Here is a 17824-nt window from a genome sequence, read left to right as displayed (position 1 = left end):
CCTAATCTGATTGCCTGCGACTGGCGCCTCACGATGGCGACAGGCCGATCTCACAATAAAGTTACCATGTCCTTTTCCTCCCTCGGATTGTCCGACGCTATCGTACGTGCCGTTACCGAACACGGCTACACCGTGCCGACCCCGATTCAGTCGCAGGCGATTCCCGCCGTGCTGGCTGGCGGCGACTTGCTGGCCGGTGCACAAACCGGTACCGGCAAGACGGCCGGCTTCACCCTGCCCGTGCTGCACCGCCTGTCGACGGACGCCAATGGTGCGTCCATCACCAGCAACACCTCGACGCGCCCGATCCGCGCCCTGATCCTGGCCCCGACGCGCGAACTCGCCGCGCAGGTCGAGGAAAGCGTGCGCGCCTACAGCAAGTACACCAAATTGAACTCGACCGTGATCTTCGGCGGCGTCGGCATCAACCCGCAAATCAAGCAGCTCAAGCATGGCGTCGACATCCTCGTCGCCACGCCAGGCCGCTTGCTGGACCACATGGGCCAGGGCACGGTTGACCTGTCGAAAGTGGAAATCCTGATTCTCGACGAAGCCGACCGCATGCTCGACATGGGTTTCATCCGCGACATCAAGAAAGTGCTGGCCGTACTGCCGCCAAAACGCCAGAACCTGCTGTTCTCGGCCACCTTCTCGGAAGAGATCAAGGCCCTGGCCGATGGCTTGCTGAACAAGCCAGCCATGATCGAAGTGGCGCGCCGCAATTCGACCGTGGAAGTGATCAAGCAAAAGATCCATCCGGTCGACCGCGACAAGAAGCACCCGATGCTGTCCTACCTGATCAAGTCGAACAACTGGACGCAAGTGCTGGTCTTTACGCGCACCAAGCATGGCGCCAATAAACTGGTCGAGCAGCTGGGCGCGGACGGCATTGGCGCCCTGGCCATCCACGGCAACAAGAGCCAGTCGGCACGCACGCGCGCGCTGTCCGAGTTCAAGGATGGCACCTTGCAAGTGCTGGTCGCCACCGACATCGCCGCGCGCGGTATCGATATCGACCAGTTGCCGCACGTCGTCAACTACGACTTGCCGAACATTCCGGAAGACTATGTGCACCGTATCGGCCGCACGGGCCGTGCCGGCGCCAAGGGCGAAGCCGTGTCGCTGGTCTGCGTGGATGAGCACGAAATGTTGAAAGACATCGAAAAGCTGATCAAGCAAACCCTGCCGCGCGAAGTCATCGAAGGCTTCGAGCCCGACCTGAACGCCCGCGCCCAGCCTGTGCAATTGCGCAGCGGCACCGGCGGCCACCGCAACAACAGCCGCGCGCCAGCCGGCGCCGTGGTGCGCGTGAAAACCGGCGGCAGCGGCGCCAAGCCACGCAGCGCCGGCCCAGCGGGCGGCGGTGGCGGCGGCAACCGTTCGGGCAATGCGCCGCGTTCGGCGGCAAACCACAGATCTGGTGGCCGCGGCCGTTAATACCTGCGGGTAAGCGTATCGCAGCAATAAAAACCGTTCCAGGACTTGCTTCTGGAACGGTTTTTTTATGCACGCCACCGATTGCCGATTTGGGCTAGGATAGTGTCCATCCTATTGACCTGCGTGCCGCCATGCCGAACTTCGCTGCCAACCTCAGCATGATGTTTACCGAACTGCCGTTCCTCGACCGCTTTGCCGCCGCCAGGGAAGCGGGTTTCGATGCCGTCGAATTTCTGTTTCCTTATGCCGTCGAGGCGCGGCAGATCGCCATGCGGCTGGAACGCCACCATCTGCAGCTGGCCGTCTTCAACTTCCCGCCCGGCGACTGGGAGCACGGCGAGCGGGGCATTTCCTGCGATCCGCGCCGGGGCGAGGAATTTCGCGGCAACGTGCAACTGGCGCTCAATTACGCGCTGGCACTCGGGGCGAAACAGTTGCACTGCATGTCCGGCATCGTGCCTCCCGGCATGAGCCTGGAGCGGGCACGGCAAAGCCTGATCGGCAACCTGCAATTTGCGGCCGACGCCTGCCGTCCGCATGGCATCAACGTGCTGATCGAGCCGATCAACCGCTACGACATGCCCGGTTACTTTCTGAACCATAGCCAGCAGGCGGCCGACATCATCGCCGACTGCCAGCGCAACAACATCTTCCTGCAATACGACATTTATCACATGCAGCGCATGGAGGGCGAGCTGAGCAACACCATCCGCGCCCTGCTGCCCCTGATCCGCCACATCCAGATCGCCGACACGCCGGGCCGCCATGAACCGGGCACGGGCGAGATCAACTACCGCCATCTGTTCAAGCTGCTCGACCAGGTCGGCTACGCTGGCTGGGTCGGCTGCGAATACCGTCCCGCCAGCGACACCGTTGCCGGACTGGGCTGGCGCGAGCAATTGACGGCCAGCGCGGGCAGCTGATCGCAGCGCGCTTGCGCCCGCACAAGGCGGGCGGCGCAGGCCGGCACGACAATACCTTTCCATGCAGTATTTCCTGTCGAGAGGTGACGTGTCTGCCCTGCCCGCCCGCCATTGCCGCGTCCATTGCATCAACCTTTGCCTGGCGATTCTGCTGTGCGGCTGCGCCACTGCGCGCCCCGAGCTGGCGCAGGTGCGCGCCCTGGCCGCCGGCAGCAATGCCCTGACCACCTTCGGCGAACTGTCGCAGCGCCACGTCGACAGCTACCAGCGCGCCCGCCCCTATCTGTCACCGGCCGAAGACGCGCGCGAACGCCTGCTCGACGCGCAGCGCCGCGCCGCGCAGGCGGACGTGGCGCGCCTGGCGCAGGCCGTGCGCCTGTACCTGCAGGCGCTGGGCCGGCTGGCCGATGCCGATGCCTATGACGTGCAGCCGGAACTGGCCAGCGCCGGCGCCGCCATCCGCGCCTGGCCGGGCAGCGGCATCGACGACCGCCATGTCAGCGCCTACACCTTGCTGCTGCAGCAATTGTCGCGCCTGGGCAGCGCAGCCAGCCAGCGGGCGCAGCTGGCGCAAGTGCTGCACGACGGCGATGCGCCGCTGCAAGCCCTGCTGGCCGCGCTCGACAGCTTGCTGGCGCTGTACGACAAGAGCGGCGATAACGAGCGCGACATGGTGCTCGGCTTGCTCGACGTGGAAATCGCGTATGCGGACACGCCGCAGCAGCGCCTGCTGGCCGTGCTGGCGAAAAACATGCAACAAAGCAAAACCGAGGAATACCGCCTTTATGGCCTGCGTCATACCCTGGCGCGCCGGCAACTGGCGGCACTGGGGCGCGAACACGCCCAGCTCGCCGCCGCCCTCACCACCACGGAGGCAAGATGGATGGATCGGTAGGCAGCGGCAACGAACGCCGCGAAGCAGCTCTCAGCAGCGCCATGCGCGTGGAGCAACTGGCCGACAGCCTGTCGCAGGCAGCCGTCACCCTGCACGGCGCCGTCATGCGCGCCATCCGCAGGCGCGCCAGCCAGGGAGACAGTGGCATCAGCCACAGCCAGGCGCAAGCCGTCTTCGCCCTGGAAGTGGCCTTGCGCCAGCAAGCCAACCAGCTGTATGCCGATGCGGCCGGGCACACGGTGGCGGGGCTGGACACGGCACAACGCCAGCTCAGCGGCCTGCTCGACACGGTGCGCCTGCGCATCGCTCGCAACGACGAGGTGCGGCACTGGATCAGCCTGGCGACGAGTTTGTTGCACCTGGGCAGCGCCGTCCTCGCCGGCAATCCCGAGCGCATCCTCGGTACCCTGGGCAAGGTGCGTGAGCGGCTGCAAGAGATGGCGCCAGACTGATTGAAATCGGCCAGCAAGCGCCTATACTGGGACGTCCCCGCCTGGCAATCGTGCCTGCGGGGCGACCAGAGGAGACCAACATGCGTATCGAACCGTATTTGCAATTCGATGGAAACTGCGCGCAAGCGCTGGAATACTACCGCCAGCACCTGCATGGCACCGACCTGTGCCTGATGCCGTATCGCGGCACGCCGATGCAGGAGCAAGTCAAGGAAGACTGGTATGACAAGATCATGCACGGCTCCGTGCAGCTGGGGCCGACCATGCTGATGGGCTCGGACGGCGGCTGCAGCGAAGATGGCGCCAAGGGCATGCACGGCAGCTCGATCTGCCTGACCGTCGATACGCCGGAAGAGGCGGAACGGGTGTTCGACGCGCTGGCGCGTGACGGCAACATCCAGATGCCCCTGGAGGAAACGTTCTGGGCCAAGCGTTTCGGCATGCTGAAAGACCAGTTCGGCGTCGCCTGGATGGTCAACTGCCTGAAAGAACCAGCATAGAACGGCCCCTGCCCGCCTGCGCCGCGTCAAACGCGGCGCGGGTAGTAGCGCAAGCAGAGTCGCCCATCCTGGACTACCATATAGGACAGACGCCTATCGGGGACAGCCATGAATGGATTGCCGCAAGACCAGCTGCAGCGCCTGCAGGGCGTGCTGGAGCAACGCAAGCTGGCGTTGCTGGAACAGATCGAGAACGAAGCGGCCGAAGCAGACGCGCGCGCCTCCCTGCTCAATGAAATCGAAGCCTCGCCGGCCGACAACGCCAGCGTGCGCACCTTGAACGCCCTCGTCAGCGAAGCGGCCGAGCACAACCAGGCGCAGCTGGCCATCATCAAGCATGCGCTGGCCAAGTTTGCCGATGGCAGCTACGGCCTGTGCGACAACTGCGGCGAGGCCATCGGCCTGTCGCGCCTGAACGCGCGCCCGGAAGCGCGCCTGTGCATCGATTGCCAGACGCGGCTGGAAAAAACCCAGCGCTGAGTCACTGACCGTAGCATGACGGCGGCGTAACAACAAAGGGCAAGGCATCGCTGCCCTGCCCCGTGTTTTCCAGCGTGACTGCCATTGCCTTCCGTCCTGCGCCAGCGTCTGTGCGCCGGCTGGGTGGACGGGTCTCCTCTACTGCCATTGCCTCTGTGCAAGCTACACGCTTGCTTAACTCATGTGCTGTCCGCCATTGATGGCGATGTTCGCGCCCGTGACGAATGCCGCCTCGTCGGACGCCAGGTAAGCGACCAGGGCAGCCACCTCGTCCGGCTCGCCCAGGCGGCCCAGGGGAATCTGCGGCAGGATCTTCGTTTCCAGGATATCGGCCGGCACGGCCGTCACCATCTGCGTGCGCAGGTAACCGGGCGAGACCGTGTTGACGGTGATGCCATGGCGCGCCACTTCCAGCGCCAGCGCCTTGCTGAAGCCATGCACGCCCGCCTTCGCGGCCGCATAGTTGCACTGGCCAAACGCACCCTTCTGCCCGTTGACGGACGAGATATTGATGATGCGGCCCCATTTTTTTTCCAGCATGGGTTCCAGCACCTGCTTGCTCATGTTGAACAGGCTGTCGAGATTGGTGCGCATGACCTCGGCCCAGTGCGGCAACTCCATCTTGCGCATGCTCTGGTCGCGCGTGATGCCGGCGTTGTTGACCAGCACGTCGATGCGGCCAAACTGCGCCAGCACGCTTGCCACGGCCTCGCTGCAGGCATCGAAATCGCCCACGTCGATGGCCAGGGGATGAAAATAATACTGCTGTGACTGCTGCGTGTCGAGCCAGCTTGCCACCCGTGCATTGCCCGGCGTATGCGCCGCCACGACGGCAAAGCCCGCCGCATGCAGGCGGCGGCACAGGGCCGTGCCCAGTCCGCCCATGCCACCCGTGACCAGCGCTACCTTTTGTTCTTTCATGATTGTCTCTCTCCGCTTGTTATGGTTGTTCTGCGTGGCATCAAGTGTAGGAGCAGTTTTTATCGTCAGCTTTGCGCCAGATCAAGTGCCCAGCCTGTCAAGCATGGCGCATGCGTGCGCGGCCGCCTCCCCGTCTGTGCCAGAATGGCCACTACTGCACAGCGAGAGGCCAGGCCATGACATATAAAACCGTATTGCTCCACATCGACGACGGCGCCGGGCGCAATGCCCGCATCGAAGCGGCGGCCAGCATCGCCCAGGCGTGCGGCGGCCACCTGACGGGTGTGGCGCTGACGGGCGTGTCGCGGCTGCTGTACCAGAACCAGCCCGACCTCGATGCGGATCCGAACCTGAGCTTGCATCTGAATTTCCTGCGGGAACGGGCGACGCGCGCCCTCGACGGTTTCGAGGCGCAGGTGCGCGCGGCCGGCGTCGCCTCGTTCGAACAGCGCGTGCTCGACGACGAGGCGGCGGGCGGCATCAGCCTGCTGGCCCGCTATGCGGACCTGGTCGTCATCAGTCAATACAATGCCAAGGATAAGTCGCCGTCCGTGATGCGCGACTTTCCCGCCTATGTGCTGCTGCATTCGGGCCGTCCCGTGCTGATCGTGCCGTATGCGCCGCCGCTGCCCCTGCTGGCGCCGCCGGCGGCCGCGCGCAATGTGCTCATTTCCTGGAACGCCAGCAAGGAAGCGAGCCGCGCCGTGAGCGCTGCCCTGCCCCTGCTGCAGCGGGCCGGGCAAGTCCACGTGGCCATCTTCGACGCCCAGGTGCATGCCGCCGAGCACGGCGAACATCCAGGTGCCGAGCTGACGCACTACTTGGCGCGCCACGGCGTGGAAGCGCGGCTGCATTTGCTCGATGGTGGTGGCGTGCGGCGCGGCGATATCGGCGAAGTGCTGCTGTCGCATGCGGCCGACCTGTCGGTCGACTTGCTGGTGATGGGAGCGTATGGCCATTCGCGCCTGCGCGAAACCATCCTGGGCGGCGTCACGCGCACGATTCTGCAAAGCATGACGATCCCCGTGCTGATGGCGCACTGAGCCAGTTGAAAGCGACGGGCTAGCCGCCCTGCCAGGGCTGGCTGCGGATCTTCGCCACCTGGCGCTGCGCCAGCCATTGCCACAGCTGCAGCGCGTCGCCCTGCGGCAGGGCCGACATGTGGCGCGGCGTGGCCAGGGCGATTTCACAATCGCGGTCCGACCATTCCTCGAAAGTGACTTCGCCTCCGCTAGCGACTTCGACCTGATACATCAAGCCATCGTCGTAGCCGAAGCGCAACAGGACGGCGGCCGGGCTGCCGTCCTGTGTGACGCCGCCGCGGTAAACCTCGGCCAGCGCATCGGCCAGCTGTGCCGGAGAGGGCGCGCAGATGTCGCGCCCATCGGCCCGTGTCAGAATGAACCATGCCTGTGTCATGACGCGCCCTCCTATTCATACTCGTTAGCATGCGAGGCAAGTACTACGGGCAGTCACCTTGGTCCAGTGTCACTTCGGGCGCGCGGAAACTATCCCTGTCGGCATTGTTTACCAATAATTAGCAATACTAACAAGGATCATACCTAAATTTCATGCGGTGCGGAATTTATGGATTCACGCCACCAGCACGGGAATGCTGAGCGGGTCGAAATCATGCCAGTCGCCATTCGCAATCGTGCCTTCCGCTTCCTCGATATGCTCGGCGCCCAGCCGGTGCAGCGCTTCGAGCGCCCGTTCGCGCTCGTCGAGGCCGCCCAGCGCCACGGCGATCAGCATGCCCGGATGGCGTGGCTGACGGCGGTTTTCACCATTCTTTTCGCCATTTTTCTCGGGTTCGCCCGCCTCCTTCATCTTGTTGAAACTGTAGAGCGAGCCTACGTGGGCGCCCACCAGCGCACCCACCACGGGACCCAGCGGCCCCGTCGCCAGGGTAGTGGCCGCGCCGATGCCCGCGCCCAGGGCGGCCCCGACGGCCACGCCTTCCACCACGCCCTCCGGCGTCTCTTTCGCGCCCGGCGACATGTCGCGGTCGCCGCCGAGCGCGTGCAAGTCGTGCTGGCCCGGCTGGTTGACAAAGAAGGCGCTGATGCGGCTGTCGGGAAAGCCCGCCTGGTTCAGCGCGGCGCGCGCGGCGTCGATCTGTTCCTGCAACTGAAAATGACCTGCGATGATGCGTGACATGATACGGTCCTCCTCGTCGGCTGCTGGCGCACCATGCGCCACTCCTCTAGCGTGCGCTCACCGACCGCGAAATACCGTTCGCTTACGCACACAGCCGCTCACTCATGTATTTACTCATGTGCTCACGCCAAACGGGCTGCGGATATCGGAAAGGAATTGTTGTGCGCGCGCATGTTGCGGCCGCGCAAAGAAATCCTCGGGCGTGGCCCGTTCCAGCACTTGCCCGTGATCCATGAACCAGACGCGGTCCGCCACCTCGCGCGCAAAGCCCATCTCGTGCGTCACGCACACCATCGTCATGCCGCCCTGCGCCAGGTCGCGCATCACCTGCAGCACTTCGCCCACCATTTCCGGGTCCAGCGCGCTGGTCGGTTCGTCGAACAGCATCAGCGGCGGCTGCATGGCCAGCGCGCGGGCAATGGCCACGCGCTGCTGCTGCCCGCCCGACAGGGCCGCCGGCATGGCATGCGCCTTGTGCGCCAGGCCCACCCGCTCCAGCAGGGCCAGCGCCCGCTCCTCCGCCTCGCGCCGGGACAGGCCGCGCAAGCGCTGCGGCGCCAGCGCGCAATTATCGAGTACCGATAAATGGGGAAACAGGTTGAATTGCTGGAAGACAAAACCGATGTGCGAGCGGAAGGCATTCACATCCAGCCCCGGCGCGTAAATGTCCTGGCCGGCCACCGTGATGCGGCCTGAAGCGATCGCCTCCAGGCGGTTGATGGTGCGGATCAGGGTTGACTTGCCGGAACCGGACGGCCCGCACACGACCAGCACCTCGCCCTTGGCCACGTGTTCATTGATGCCGCTCAAGGCGTGATAGTCGCCATAGTATTTGTTGACGTTGTCAAAGGTAATCATGCAGCCGCTTTCAAGAGTCGCGCCTGGCGCCGCTCGAGCCAGAAGGCAGCGCGCGACAGGCTGAAACATAAAACAAAGTACGTCATGCCCAGCAAAAAATACACTTGCACGGGTTTCGTCAGCACCAGGCCGTTGACTTGTGTAGCGATGAACGACACTTCGGCCAGGCCGATGATGGTTCCCAGCGAGGTTTCCTTGATGGTCGAGACGAACTGGTTGACCAGCGAGGGCAGCATGTGGCGCAGCGCCTGCGGCAGCACGACCTGGCGCATGCTGTCCAGGTAGTTCAAGCCCAGGGAACGGGCCGCCTCCACCTGTCCCTTGGGCACGGCTTGCACGCCGGCACGCACGATTTCAGCCAGATAAATGCCGTCGAAGATGACGAGAGCCGCCAGCATGGTGCCGAATTGCCCGCTTTCATGGCCCGTGATGCTGGGCAGGAAGAAATACGCCCAGAAAATGACGAGCAGCAAGGGGATGCCCCGCACCACGTGGATCAGCGCGGCGACGGGCCAGCGCAGCAGCCGCCACGGACTGATGCGCGCCAGCCCCAGCAGCAAGCCAACGGGCAGGCTCAGCACCAGCGCCAGGCTGGCCAGCAGCACCGTCAGCGCCAGGCCGCCCAGCGGCCCCTCGGGATAGCGGCCCACAAGAAAATACAGCCAGTAGTCATGGATCAGTTCCAGCATCAGGACACCTTCCTTTGCAGCAAGGCCGCCAGGCCCGCGATCACCAGCGAAACGGCCAGATACGCAATGCTGGCGAAGACAAAGGCCTCCACGCTGCGGAACGAGGCCGCTTCCACGCGCTGCGTCTGGTACATCAGCTCGGCCACACCGATGACGGTGGCGATGCTGGTGTTTTGCCACAAATTCAGGGTTTGCGACAGCAGCGGCGGCGCGGCCAGCCGCAGCGCCTGCGGCACGATGCACAGGCGCATGGTGGCGAGAAAGCTGAAACCCAGCGCTCTGCCCGCCTCGAATTGCTGGGCAGGAATGGCGCGGATGCCGCTGCGGATGTCTTCCGCCATGTAGGCGGCTGTATATAAGGTCAGGGCCGTGATGGCGCTGACGGCTTCAATATTGCCGGCATACAAGCGCTCCTTCCACGTGTCGGGCAGCAATTCGGGCGCACCGAAATACCAGAACAGGAAGTGGGCCAGCAAGGGCACGTTGCGGATCAGCTCGACATACGCGGCGCCCAGGGCATTGAGCAGACGCGACGGCGCCATGCGCAGCATGGCCACGCCGCACGCCAGCGGCAAGGACAAGAGCAAGGTGATGCCCATCAGTTGCAATGACAGCAGCAGGCCGGACAGCAACCAGTCGCGATAGTCGCCGGCCAGCAGAAAGTTCAGATCAAATTGGAACATGATAGTGAAATATCATTGATGCCTAAGAAAACCGTAGCGAGCGGCAGTGATTTGTGGCCGAGAAGCGCAACCGTGCTTGAGCACGGTGAGCATCGCAGGCCGCAAAGCGCCGCGCAGTCGGTTTGCTTAGGCAGCAATCTTGTCCGATTCAATTTTGAATGTACGTTTCTGGAACTTCACATTGCTCGTGGGGCCATACCATTTGAAAAACAGTTTTTCCGCTTCGCCCGACTTTTCCAGTTCCCGCAGCACCTGGTCGACGGCTGTTTTCACGCCCGTCTCACCCTTGCGGATGCCGAAGGCAAACACTTCCTGGCTGATGTTTTGCGGCAGCACAATATAGTCTTTTTGCGCAGCGCCCAGCTTGGCGTAATTGTTGAGCAGCGAGACTTCATCGTCGACATAGCCGACGCCCTTGCCTTGCTGCAAGCCCAGATAGGCTTGACCCGCCGTCTCGAACGTCACCACGTCCACGCCAGGCACGGCCTTGCGGATATTCGGTTCCTGCGTGCCGCCCTTGACGGTCAGCACTTTCTTGCCGGCCAGGCCAGCGACCGTCGTGATATTGCTGCTTTTTTTCACCAGCACGCGCTGGCCCGTGTAAAACGTGGACAGGGAAAAATCGATCAGCGCTTCGCGTTCCTTGTTATGCGTCAAGGACGCCGTCAGGATATCGATGCGGCCCTGCTGCAATTCGGGAATGCGGGCGGCCACGGCCAGCTGCTTGATCACCGGCTTGACGCCCAGGCCCTGGGCAATGGCGCGGCACAGGTCCACTTCATAGCCGACCAGCTGGCGCGACTTGGCGTCGATGAAGCTGTTCGGCTCGTCCGTGCCCAGGGTCCCACAGACCAGCTCGCCCTTTGCCTTGATGGCGGCCAGCTGGTCCGCTTGCGCCACCTGCGTGAAGGCGATGGAAGTGAAAAGAAGCGCGGCGAAGTGAAGGCGGGTCTGCATGGAATTCCTCTGGTGGACAATGAATGCCGCCATTAGACCGCAACGCTCTTATTTCCAAAAAGGAATCTTTTCACCCATGTTTATGCAGATTTCATCTAAGGCGCCAGCGCCTTCGTCTCGCCACCGAGGCGGATGATCGCTGCCTTGGCCCCCACGGCGCCCGGATAGCGGGGGTCGAGCTGCAGTGCCTGGCGATAGGCCTCGACGGCCTGCGGGCGCAAGCCTTGCTCCACATAAAACTCGGCCAGGCTGTCCTGCAGGTTCGCGTCCTGCGGATGCAGGCTGACGGCCGCCTGCAGCACGGCCATGCCTTGCGCCACGGCGCCGCTGCCTTTCAAACGATACGCTTCCAGGTTCAGCGCCGCGGGGCTGGCCGCACCCAGCGGGTCGCGGGCCAGCGCCAGGCGCAGGGCGGCGACGGCCGGTTCCGTCTTGCCTGCGCGCAGCAAGGTCAGGCCTTGCAGCGCATGCGCGCGGTCGCTGAGCGGATACAGTTCCACGGCCAGGCGGCTGGCCGCCAGCGCCGCGTCTGTCTCGCCGCGCGCGGCCGATGCTTGCGCCAGATCAAGCAACTCGGGCACGAAATCGGGATAGGCGCGCTGGCCGCGGAAGGCCGCGCGCAGCTGGCTATCGCGTGCGGCGATGGGGACGGACGCTGCCGGCCAGGCGATGGCGGCCGTGCGGTCCCAGCTGGCGGCCAGGGTCACGATGGCTTGCTCGAAGGAGGGGTCGAAGCGGGGCAAGTCGCCGGCCTTTATGCCTTGCGACAACTGGATATAGTCGCGCGCAAATGCCAGCGCGCCGCCGCGCGCATATTGATTCAGGTCGACGCCCGCGTCGCGCAACTGTCTGGCCATGCTGGCGCCGGCCGTGAGAAACACGCGCCCCCCTGCGGGATGGCGGGCCGCTTCGATGTAGGCGCGCGCCGCCCTGGCGTCGGGCGCCAGCGCTTGCTGGTTGATTTGCGTAAATGCCTCGCGCGTGGCGGCCGCATCGGCGTACGCTTCATTCGTGCGCTCGGCATACGCCCGGCCTTCCTCGAACAGGCCTTGCGCCACCTGGTACGCGCGCTGCGCGCCCGCATCGGCGATATACGTGTTCAGCTGCCACGGTTCGCCCGTGACCACTTCGAACAGGCGCTGCACGAAGGCTTCCGGATTGACGCGCTCGAGATTGGACGCAACGGCAAGGGTGAGTTTGCGCGAGGGAAAGCTGTACAGATAGGTGACGGTTTCCGGCTGCTGGCCGCTGTGGGCAATGGCGTAGCGCCCGCCCGTAGGGAAGATTTCCCAGCCCATGCCATAGTTCGTCAAGCGGCCGGCGCGCGTGGCCATCGGCTGCACCATGGCGGCCACGCTGGCCGCCGACAGTATCTTGCCGGCATGGACACCCCTGCCGAACGCCAGCATGTCGGGCACGCTGGCGCGCGTGCCGCCGGCCGAAAAGCGGCTGCTGATGTCGACGAATTCGGAATTCTTCCACTCCTTGCCGGCCAGCCGGTAGCCGCGCACGCGGTGGGCAATCACGGCGTCCGGGTCATCCAGCACGGTGGCGTCCATGCCCAGCGGCCCCCACACGTGGCGCCGCATGTAGCCGCCATAGCTTTCGCCCGAGGCGCCCTCGATGACGGCGCCCAGCAAGTTGTAGCCATAGCTGGTGTAGCGGAAGCGCGTGCCCGGTTCGGCGATCAGGTCGAACTGCTCGAAGACGGCGATGGACTGGCGCGTATCCTTGTGCTCCTTGAAATGCTGTTCCACCTGGCTGTTGCGGTAGGCGTCGATGCCACCCAGGTGGCCCAGCAACTGGCGCACCGTCACGGGGAACGGCTTGACGGGGAAGTACGGCACATAGGTTTGCACGGGCGCATCCAGGTCGATCTTGCCCTGTTCGACCAATTGCAAAATGGCCACTGCCGTCATGGGCTTGGTGACGGACGCCAGCCGGTAGCTGGAGCGGGCCGTGGCCGGCACGCGGTTTTCCAGGTCCGCATAGCCATAGCCTTTTACCCATTCCACGTCGCCCTGGCTGAAACCGACGGTCACGCCCGGAATGCGTTCCGCCCCCATGCGCTGGGCGACCCAGCCGTCGAAATCCGCCAGGCGCGCGGCCAGCGCAGGAGCGGGAACAGCAGCGGGCGCGGAGGCGGCCTGCGCCACGCCGCAGAACAGCGCCAGCGCGCCGGCGAAACCGTAGTATTTGCTGCTTTGCATAGTCATGATTCCATGGTGAGGGCCGTGTCCACAGCACGGCGCTGATGCATGGTAAGTGTCTTTCACACACTATTGGCGGGCCGTGCACGAAATGCACGCAGCCCGCACGAACGGCACCGAAATGGATGAAAATGTTGCAAAGGGGTAGCACATGAGCAGCTACAATGCCCGCCATGCCCTCCTTCTTCCGCTTCCTTCTGCTGTGCTGCCTGGCCTTGCCCTCTTTCGCCTGCGCCATGACTCCGCTCTGGCTGGACGAAGGCTGGCGCGCCTGCGGCAACCCGCCGTCTGTGCCCGCCGCCACGCTGCAGCAACTGGTGCGGCCGGGCCAGCTGCTGTGCGTGGAACGCGATGTCACCCTGGCCGCCTCGCCCTCGTCGACGCAGCTGCTGGTGCTGTCGGCGCTGGCCGCCAGCGAGCTGTGGCTCGATGGTGTCTTGATCGGCAGCAATGGCCAGCCGGCCCACCAGGCCAGCGGGGAACGCGCGGGCGACATCGATTTCGCCATCCACCTGACGCCACAGCAGTTGACCAAGGGCACGCACCACCTGCGCCTGCTGCTGTCGACGCAGCAGGTGCCGGCGCACCTGGCGTCGCCCTTTTATGCGCTGTACCTGGTCGACCGGCACGACTACCGCACGGGGCTGGCCTGGTACCGGCTGCCGCCGCTGCTGCTGGCCGGGGCGCTGGGCGCCGTGTCCCTGCTGTTCCTCGGCTTGACGGCGCTGTATCAGCGGCAACGGCACTGGGCCATGTTTGCCGCGCTGTGCCTGCTGGCGGCGCTGTTGCTGGTGGCGGAACTCTGGCGCAGCGTTACCGGCTATGCCTACCCCATGCACATGCCGCGCCTGTACGCCGTCAGCGCCCTGACCTGGCTGTTTTCCGCCTTGCTGCCCCTGTATTTTTATACGGCCTACCGCCTGCCGCGCTGGCCACTGGCGGCGGCGGTGCTGCTGGCGTGCATCGCGCTGGCCGGCGCGCTGCCCACGCATTTCGACGCGCGCTGCTGGTGGATGTTTCTGACGGGCCTGGCAGCGAGCCTGGCGCTCAGCCTGATCGCCGTGTGGCGCCGCCTGCCGGGCAGCCGCGGCGGCACCTTGATCGCGCTGGCCTCGTGCGCCCTGTTCCTGCTGACGGGCAGCCAGTTTGCCGAAGGCGGCTTCGCCCTCGTCGTGTGCTTCCTGCTGCTGCCTTTATGCGCGCAATTGCTGGCGCAGTTGCTGCGCGAACGCAGCAAGGCAGCGCGCGCCCAGCAGCTGGAAAACCAGCTCTTGCGCAAAAGCATGCAGCCGCACTTCCTGATGAATTCTCTCAGCCTGATCAGCGAACTCAACGCGCAATCGCCGCAGGCGGCCGAAACCTTCATCGAGGCGCTGGGCGCCGAGTTGCGCATGCTCAACGAATTTGCCCAGCAGCCCAGCATCGCCCTGACGCAGGAACTGGCCCTGTGCGAGAATTACCTGAGCATCATGGGCACGCGGCTGCAGCAGCCGTGCAGCCTGCAACTCGATGGCGAGGCAGCGGGCATCACCGTGCCGCCCGCCCTGTTGCTAACGGCGCTGGAAAACGCGTTCAGCCATAACCGCTACCGCCACGGCGCGGCCTTTGTCCTGCGCATCGCACAACATGCGCAAACGCAATTACTTACCCTGCTCCTGCCCGAAGGCGAGGCGCGCCCGCATGCGGGCGGCGGCGTGGGCGAACAGTACATCCGCGCCAGCCTGCACGCCGTGTTCGGCGATGCGGCCCACTATGCCTGCGAACAGCAGCAGGCAGGCTGGCACCTCACCTTTACCTTGCCGGCGACGCCATGAATGTATTGATACTCGAAGATGAACCGCTGATCGCGCAAGGCCTCGAACGCGAGGTACGCGCGCATTTCGGCGCGCGACTTCGCAATCTCGTGCTGCATGACAATGTGCCGCAGGCACTGGCCACCCTGGCACAGGAGCAGGGGCAAGAGCGGGTCGACTTGCTGCTGCTGGATTTGAACCTCCATGGCGGGGACGGCTATGACCTGCTGCGCCTGGCCGCCGATGCACGCTTCCAGACCATCATCGTCTCGGCCCACGCGGAACGCTCGATCACGGCGTTCGAGTTTGGCGTGCTCGACTTCGTTGCCAAGCCTTTCAGCCGCGAACGCCTGCACAAGGCGCTGCAGCGCTATACGGGACGGCACACGGACGCCGCTTCGCTGGCCGTCAAGAAACGGGGCGCGCTGGAATGGATCGTCATGGCCGACATCGACCACGTGCAAGCCGATGGCCACTACAGCAATATCGTGCTGCGCAGCGGCGAGCAGTGCTTTCACGACTTGCCTATCGACAAGCTCATGGCCCTGCTGCCGCCCCACTTCCTGCGCGTACACCGCTCCTACATCGTCAACAGCCTCGGTTTCAAGCGGCTGCAGATCGCGGCAGGCGGAAAGTATGCGCTCGACACGCAGACGAGCACGGGCATTCCCGTCTCGCGCAGCAGCTATCCCGCGCTGAAACAGCGGCTGCTGGGTTAAAGTCCCCGCTTACCAGTGCTGGGCAAAGTTGGGGAATGGCGAAGCCATGTGCTCGGGTTCCACGGGCGGCGCCATCCAGTCGCGCGGGTCGACCTTGTAGTACTGCAAGAATTGCGCGTACAGCTCCTCGTGGTGCTCGGCCATCTGGTACGGCTTTTCAAAGAAGGTTTCCGTGGCCACGGCAAAGAATTCGGCGGGATTCGTAGCGCCGTAATGGTCCATCACGCTTTGCTGCTGGTACATGGCGTCGTGGCGCAAGTTGTCGAAGTCGCGCGACAGCACCGTGGCCCAGCTGCGGTAGCTCGACACGCTGGGCAGGTACGGCGCGCCATTCGCGGCGCCCGATTCGCTGTCAAGCTGATGCGCAAATTCATGCAGCACGACATTGTGGCCATCGCTCCAGTCGGCCGCTCCCCGCTGCACGTGGTCCCAGGCCAGCACCACTCTGCCATCGCCCCAGGATTCGCCCAGCAGACCATTCGCCGATGGCGTGACCACGCCGCCCGGCCCCACTTCATCGCGCGTGACGATGAATTCGTTGGGATACACGAGGATGGTGTCGAGTTCCGGATACACCTGGGTCTGGCGGTTCAGCAATAGCAAACAGGCCTGGCCGGCGATGGTGTAGCGCATCTCGTCCGTGATCACCAGGCCGCCGCAACCGACGAATTTCTTTTGATACAGGAATTGCACGACGAGACGGCGCAACTGCTCCTGCAGCGGCGCCGGCATATGCTTGTAGACAGGAATATTCTTTTCCAGCACGGCCAGGCCTTCAGCCGGCAGGGGCCTGGACAGCGCCCGCTTCAAGCGCCAGCGGGGAAACCACAGCGACAAGACGATGGCGGCCGTGACGAGGGCGATCCACAACAGCGGATTCATGCGGAATCCCGTTTCAGGCAAGGCAGTGGCGGACACGATAACAAGGCGGCGTAGGCAGACAAGGACAAGCTCCTTCGAATGAACCCGCATCGGAACGGGCGGGCAGTCCAGCCCACATGGGGGTGATTAATATCTTTTCAATCCGCCAAGATCAAAGGGCTGGCTCCAACGCCAAAAGCCGGGGCGTAACCCGGCTTTCATTCTTTCATTACAACGTTCCAACGCCTGGCAAAACCGTAGCGAGCGGCGATGATTTGTGGCTAAGAAGCGCAACCGTACTCTAGTACGGTGAGCATCGCAGGCCGCAAAGCGCGCCGCGCAGTAGGTTTGGTCAGGCGTTATTCTGCAGCTTTCTGCTGTGGCGCACCAAACAAGGCAGCTACCAGCGGGTCGCGCGTCACGGGACCGCGGTTGACGCGGATGGCGTAATGCGTGTCATCGGCCAGGATGTGGAAGTGACGGCCGCTGCCTGCCATGCTTTGCTCGCGCAAGCCTGGACGGTCCTTGCGCGGTGGCGCGCCTTCGCGTTTTGGCTGGACGATGGCGGCCAGGAAGGCACGCACGCGCTCAGGGTCTGGCGTCAACTGGTACACTGCCTTGCCCAGATAGGTGGCGGTGCCTTCGATGTAGCGGGCCAGTTCGATCACGCCCGCTTCGCGCAGGTCGCGGATGTATTTGCGGGCGCCCGATGGCGAAAACTTGAGGAACCAGGCAATTTCGTCGGCCAGCATCTCGTGCAGCGACAATTCACCGATCAGCTTTTGCATGTTTTCGATGCGGCGCAAGGTAGCCGACGTCGAACGCACGCGCTCGATCGGGGCCATGGAAATGGGATTCATGCGTTCCGGGGGAATGGGTGCTGCGCGTTCTACCATTTGCGAGCCTTTTTCGGGGCTACGAAGTTCCTGGTGCGCTGCCTTTAATTCGCTCTTCACGTGAGACTGAGTCATTGCATGCATTTGAATACTCCTTTTAAACGATTGCCGGTAGCCCGGATTGTTAAGTTCTTGGCAATTTTTATACCAGAACACCACGAATCCTGAGCGTCTGGACACAGAATGCCCGTGTCGGCGGCTACGGTCTGTGCGTTAACGAACATTAGAAGCAAGAAAGTGAAAAATATTGCCCTACCGAATCATTTCTCGCATGGCATCTAAAAATGACATCTAAAATCCCTGTATGACTAACGTGTGCTTCGATTCGTGGCGCAAAGTGAAATAGCGAACAGAAGCGGAAGCGCCATTGCAATAAATTCAAGCTTCGCG

At 63.9% G+C, this 17824-nt stretch carries 19 protein-coding genes; 9 read left to right on the top strand and 10 right to left on the bottom strand.

The annotated features are described in order from the left end of the window. Positions 1-66 precede the first annotated feature (66 nt). From SJI03_RS17240 to SJI03_RS17215, 6 genes are all read left to right on the top strand, one after another. Positions 67-1437, top strand: coding sequence for a DEAD/DEAH box helicase (locus SJI03_RS17240; RefSeq protein ID WP_035826342.1), 1371 nt, complete (start codon positions 67-69; stop codon positions 1435-1437). A gap of 131 nt (positions 1438-1568) precedes the next feature. After that, positions 1569-2360 carry a 2-oxo-tetronate isomerase gene (gene otnI / locus SJI03_RS17235; RefSeq protein WP_322428009.1) on the top strand — a complete coding sequence of 264 codons (792 nt, stop codon included), beginning with the start codon at positions 1569-1571 and terminating at the stop codon, positions 2358-2360. 88 nt (positions 2361-2448) lie between these two features. Continuing rightward, entirely contained in the window at positions 2449-3255 is an 807-nt protein-coding gene (locus SJI03_RS17230) for a hypothetical protein (RefSeq protein WP_322428008.1), read from the top strand. Continuing rightward, positions 3240-3707, top strand: a complete 468-nt coding sequence (locus tag SJI03_RS17225; RefSeq protein WP_322428007.1) for a hypothetical protein — start codon at positions 3240-3242, stop codon at positions 3705-3707. The genes SJI03_RS17230 and SJI03_RS17225 overlap by 16 nt, the downstream gene beginning before the upstream one ends. 80 nt (positions 3708-3787) lie before the next feature. Next, positions 3788-4207 (top strand): VOC family protein, encoded by a 420-nt coding sequence (locus SJI03_RS17220; RefSeq protein ID WP_035826338.1) that lies wholly within the window; start codon positions 3788-3790, stop codon positions 4205-4207. Positions 4208-4315: 108 nt separating this feature from the next. Then, entirely contained in the window at positions 4316-4687 is a 372-nt protein-coding gene (locus SJI03_RS17215; RefSeq protein ID WP_322428006.1) for a TraR/DksA family transcriptional regulator, read from the top strand. A gap of 174 nt (positions 4688-4861) precedes the next feature. On the opposite strand, the gene phbB is transcribed toward SJI03_RS17215, so the two are convergent. Then, positions 4862-5608 (bottom strand): acetoacetyl-CoA reductase, encoded by a 747-nt coding sequence (gene phbB / locus SJI03_RS17210; RefSeq protein WP_322428005.1) that lies wholly within the window; start codon positions 5606-5608, stop codon positions 4862-4864. Between the two features lie 176 nt (positions 5609-5784). Here phbB and SJI03_RS17205 point away from each other — a divergent pair, with 176 nt between their 5' ends. After that, positions 5785-6651: a universal stress protein gene (locus SJI03_RS17205; protein WP_322428004.1), complete on the top strand. Its 867-nt coding sequence runs from the start codon at positions 5785-5787 to the stop codon at positions 6649-6651. A 19-nt stretch (positions 6652-6670) separates the two neighbouring features. Here the strand turns inward: SJI03_RS17205 and SJI03_RS17200 are convergent, their stop codons facing one another. From SJI03_RS17200 to SJI03_RS17170, 7 genes are all read right to left on the bottom strand, one after another. Next, complete coding sequence (locus SJI03_RS17200; RefSeq protein ID WP_099380428.1) at positions 6671-7027, bottom strand: hypothetical protein; 357 nt, start codon at positions 7025-7027, stop codon at positions 6671-6673. Positions 7028-7201: 174 nt separating this feature from the next. Further along, entirely contained in the window at positions 7202-7768 is a 567-nt protein-coding gene (locus tag SJI03_RS17195) for a glycine zipper domain-containing protein (protein WP_099380429.1), read from the bottom strand. A 114-nt stretch (positions 7769-7882) separates the two neighbouring features. Continuing rightward, positions 7883-8626 carry an amino acid ABC transporter ATP-binding protein gene (locus SJI03_RS17190; RefSeq protein WP_322428003.1) on the bottom strand — a complete coding sequence of 248 codons (744 nt, stop codon included), beginning with the start codon at positions 8624-8626 and terminating at the stop codon, positions 7883-7885. Continuing rightward, on the bottom strand, positions 8623-9315 hold the full coding sequence (locus SJI03_RS17185; protein WP_099380431.1) for an amino acid ABC transporter permease: 693 nt from the start codon (positions 9313-9315) through the stop codon (positions 8623-8625). Before SJI03_RS17185 ends, SJI03_RS17190 begins: the two co-directional genes overlap by 4 nt. Then, a complete protein-coding gene (locus SJI03_RS17180; RefSeq protein ID WP_099380432.1) occupies positions 9315-9998 on the bottom strand; it encodes an amino acid ABC transporter permease in 684 nt (227 codons plus the stop codon). Before SJI03_RS17180 ends, SJI03_RS17185 begins: the two co-directional genes overlap by 1 nt. A 126-nt stretch (positions 9999-10124) precedes the next feature. Next, entirely contained in the window at positions 10125-10955 is an 831-nt protein-coding gene (locus SJI03_RS17175) for a transporter substrate-binding domain-containing protein (RefSeq protein WP_322428002.1), read from the bottom strand. 95 nt (positions 10956-11050) lie between these two features. After that, on the bottom strand, positions 11051-13165 hold the full coding sequence (locus SJI03_RS17170; protein ID WP_322428001.1) for a serine hydrolase: 2115 nt from the start codon (positions 13163-13165) through the stop codon (positions 11051-11053). A 164-nt stretch (positions 13166-13329) separates the two neighbouring features. Here SJI03_RS17170 and SJI03_RS17165 point away from each other — a divergent pair, with 164 nt between their 5' ends. Together SJI03_RS17165 and SJI03_RS17160 are read left to right on the top strand one after the other, a co-directional pair. After that, on the top strand, positions 13330-14979 hold the full coding sequence (locus SJI03_RS17165) for a histidine kinase (RefSeq protein ID WP_322428000.1): 1650 nt from the start codon (positions 13330-13332) through the stop codon (positions 14977-14979). Next, entirely contained in the window at positions 14976-15677 is a 702-nt protein-coding gene (locus SJI03_RS17160) for a LytR/AlgR family response regulator transcription factor (protein ID WP_099380436.1), read from the top strand. Before SJI03_RS17165 ends, SJI03_RS17160 begins: the two co-directional genes overlap by 4 nt. Positions 15678-15686: 9 nt before the next feature. Here the strand turns inward: SJI03_RS17160 and SJI03_RS17155 are convergent, their stop codons facing one another. Together SJI03_RS17155 and SJI03_RS17150 are read right to left on the bottom strand one after the other, a co-directional pair. Next, on the bottom strand, positions 15687-16559 hold the full coding sequence (locus tag SJI03_RS17155) for a M90 family metallopeptidase (RefSeq protein WP_322427999.1): 873 nt from the start codon (positions 16557-16559) through the stop codon (positions 15687-15689). A gap of 338 nt (positions 16560-16897) precedes the next feature. Then, positions 16898-17434, bottom strand: a complete 537-nt coding sequence (locus SJI03_RS17150; RefSeq protein ID WP_077401602.1) for a winged helix-turn-helix domain-containing protein — start codon at positions 17432-17434, stop codon at positions 16898-16900. Between the last annotated feature and the right edge of the window lie 390 nt (positions 17435-17824).

The organism is Janthinobacterium sp. GMG1 (assembly GCF_034427795.1).
In the GTDB taxonomy this organism is placed as follows: Bacteria; Pseudomonadota; Gammaproteobacteria; order Burkholderiales; family Burkholderiaceae_D; genus Janthinobacterium.
The sequence above is the reverse complement of the archived record's forward strand: the minus strand, read 5'-3'. Positions and strand labels throughout refer to the sequence as shown.

Bases quoted from the DNA above. Each gene is read 5' to 3' on its own strand.
- otnI (WP_322428009.1), top strand. From the start codon at position 1,569: ATGCCGAACTTCGCTGCCAACCTCAGCATGATGTTTACCGAACTGCCG.
- SJI03_RS17165 (WP_322428000.1), top strand. From the start codon at position 13,330: ATGCCCGCCATGCCCTCCTTCTTCCGCTTCCTTCTGCTGTGCTGCCTG.
- phbB (WP_322428005.1), bottom strand. From the start codon at position 5,608: ATGAAAGAACAAAAGGTAGCGCTGGTCACGGGTGGCATGGGCGGACTG.
- SJI03_RS17160 (WP_099380436.1), top strand. From the start codon at position 14,976: ATGAATGTATTGATACTCGAAGATGAACCGCTGATCGCGCAAGGCCTC.
- SJI03_RS17155 (WP_322427999.1), bottom strand. From the start codon at position 16,559: ATGAATCCGCTGTTGTGGATCGCCCTCGTCACGGCCGCCATCGTCTTG.
- SJI03_RS17225 (WP_322428007.1), top strand. From the start codon at position 3,240: ATGGATGGATCGGTAGGCAGCGGCAACGAACGCCGCGAAGCAGCTCTC.
- SJI03_RS17205 (WP_322428004.1), top strand. From the start codon at position 5,785: ATGACATATAAAACCGTATTGCTCCACATCGACGACGGCGCCGGGCGC.
- SJI03_RS17170 (WP_322428001.1), bottom strand. From the start codon at position 13,165: ATGCAAAGCAGCAAATACTACGGTTTCGCCGGCGCGCTGGCGCTGTTC.
- SJI03_RS17175 (WP_322428002.1), bottom strand. From the start codon at position 10,955: ATGCAGACCCGCCTTCACTTCGCCGCGCTTCTTTTCACTTCCATCGCC.
- SJI03_RS17180 (WP_099380432.1), bottom strand. From the start codon at position 9,998: ATGTTCCAATTTGATCTGAACTTTCTGCTGGCCGGCGACTATCGCGAC.
- SJI03_RS17200 (WP_099380428.1), bottom strand. From the start codon at position 7,027: ATGACACAGGCATGGTTCATTCTGACACGGGCCGATGGGCGCGACATC.
- SJI03_RS17220 (WP_035826338.1), top strand. From the start codon at position 3,788: ATGCGTATCGAACCGTATTTGCAATTCGATGGAAACTGCGCGCAAGCG.
- SJI03_RS17195 (WP_099380429.1), bottom strand. From the start codon at position 7,768: ATGTCACGCATCATCGCAGGTCATTTTCAGTTGCAGGAACAGATCGAC.
- SJI03_RS17190 (WP_322428003.1), bottom strand. From the start codon at position 8,626: ATGATTACCTTTGACAACGTCAACAAATACTATGGCGACTATCACGCC.
- SJI03_RS17185 (WP_099380431.1), bottom strand. From the start codon at position 9,315: ATGCTGGAACTGATCCATGACTACTGGCTGTATTTTCTTGTGGGCCGC.
- SJI03_RS17150 (WP_077401602.1), bottom strand. From the start codon at position 17,434: ATGGTAGAACGCGCAGCACCCATTCCCCCGGAACGCATGAATCCCATT.
- SJI03_RS17215 (WP_322428006.1), top strand. From the start codon at position 4,316: ATGAATGGATTGCCGCAAGACCAGCTGCAGCGCCTGCAGGGCGTGCTG.
- SJI03_RS17240 (WP_035826342.1), top strand. From the start codon at position 67: ATGTCCTTTTCCTCCCTCGGATTGTCCGACGCTATCGTACGTGCCGTT.